Below are 1494 nucleotides of genomic sequence, written 5' to 3'. Positions count from 1 at the left end.
GCCCGGGCGAGGGGGCGCCGGGCGCGGGCGCTCCGCACACGGGGCCGTCGAGCGTCACGGGGGCTCCGCCCGCCGCAGCCGCCGTCGTCGCCGCCACCACCGCCGCTGTCGGCGCGAACGCCTCCACGCCGGTGTAGCCCGAATCCGTCGTGCGGGTGACGGTGCCTCGGCCGTACGTCATGGCCGCCCGGGCGGTGGCCTGGCCCCTGTGCTCACCGGGCTGGACCCGCAGGGTCGCCGTGCAGACGACAGTGGTTCCCGGGCCGAGCCGAGGGAGGTTCTCGGCTCCGCCCGGGCAGCGCGGTTCGACGCCGGGGGCGAGGGTGTCGGTGATCCGCACGTCGGCCACCGGTGTTTCGCCGTCGTTGCGCAGCGCGTAACTCACCCTGACCTCGTCACCGGTTCCCACCGCCGGGGCACCGGGTCGGCCGTCGACCGTCACCGACAGCGCCAACCCGCCGGCGCCCGGTCCGCCACGCGGGTGTGCGGCGACGGAGCCCGCAGCGGCCACTGCCAGGACGCCGGCCGCCGCACAGAAGGACAATTTCCATCCAGGCATACAAGCTACTTATTGTCTGCGAGCGGCCCGGCCCCAGCCGACACGCCTTCCATCGGGCTCCGATCCACGCCGATCACCCGACCAGGCCAACGAGAGCGGAGCCGCCACGGGACTGCCGGCAGAAGGGGCGACGGCCCGCACCACGCGGTGCAGGCCGTCGCCCACCCGCACAACCCCGCCCGAACGATGTGAACCAGCAGGTCAGAGCATGCGCTGACCTGCCCGGCCACAGACATCCGGAACAGGATTCAGGGCCGGGCGGCCGGGCAGTCGGTGTCCTGAACGGGGAGAACACCGTCCAGGAGGTAGCGGTCGACGGCGGTGTCCACGCAGGCGTCGCGCGGCGCGAACAGGCCCGCGTAGACGGTGTGCCGGAAGGCGCCGCGCAGGGTCACCAGGCGGGAGCCGGTCAGCGCACGGTGGGCGGAGAGTTGGCCGGGGTAGGTGGCGGCCGGGTCGCCGTCGGCGCCGACCAGCAGGACCGGCACGGCGTTGCGCACCCGGGCGGGCGGTTCGGCGGGCTCCGCGGGCCAGAAGGTGCAGGGCGTGAGGTTGCGGGTGAGCGGGCCGAACAGCGGCTCGTCGGCGCGGTGGGCCTGGATGTCGCGGTAGTAGGCGAGCGGATCGCGCGAGGCGGCGCGGTCGGCGCACATGATCGCGGTCTGCACGGCGGCGTAGCCGCCCACATCGGGGGCCGTCAGACCGCTCAGCACCGCTTCCAGCAGTGCGGTCGGCTCCGCCGGACGACCCTCGGCGGCGTCGGCCAGGACGCGCACCAGCGCGGAGAACTCCTCGTAGGCGGCGGCGTCGTCCCCGGCCGCCACCGTCCACAGCACCTGCGGCAGGGCCCGGGCGATGCCCAGGCTGCGGCCGCCGTTCCCGGCGATCGCCGGCCTGTACGCCTGCCCGACGGTGGTCAACAACGTCGAGTCGAT

General features: G+C 74.8%; 2 protein-coding genes. Both read right to left on the bottom strand.

Going from position 1 to position 1494, the window contains the following annotated elements:
• Positions 1-385, bottom strand: a 385-nt coding sequence (locus AB0E96_RS41075; protein WP_359831934.1) for a hypothetical protein, incomplete at its 3' end; no start/stop codon positions are given.
• 422 nt (positions 386-807) lie between these two features.
• The gene (locus tag AB0E96_RS41070; protein WP_359831936.1) at positions 808-1212 is read right to left on the bottom strand and encodes an alpha/beta hydrolase; all 405 of its coding nucleotides are present in this window, start codon (positions 1210-1212) and stop codon (positions 808-810) included.
• Positions 1213-1494 lie beyond the last annotated feature (282 nt).

Source organism: Kitasatospora sp. NPDC036755, assembly GCF_040636595.1.
In the GTDB taxonomy this organism is placed as follows: domain Bacteria; phylum Actinomycetota; class Actinomycetes; order Streptomycetales; family Streptomycetaceae; genus Kitasatospora.
This window is presented reverse-complemented; position numbering and strand designations above follow the sequence as displayed.

What these genes read in the sequence shown, in the direction of transcription:
- AB0E96_RS41070 (WP_359831936.1), bottom strand. Translation starts at nt 1,212, where the DNA reads ATGTGCGCCGACCGCGCCGCCTCGCGCGATCCGCTCGCCTACTACCGC.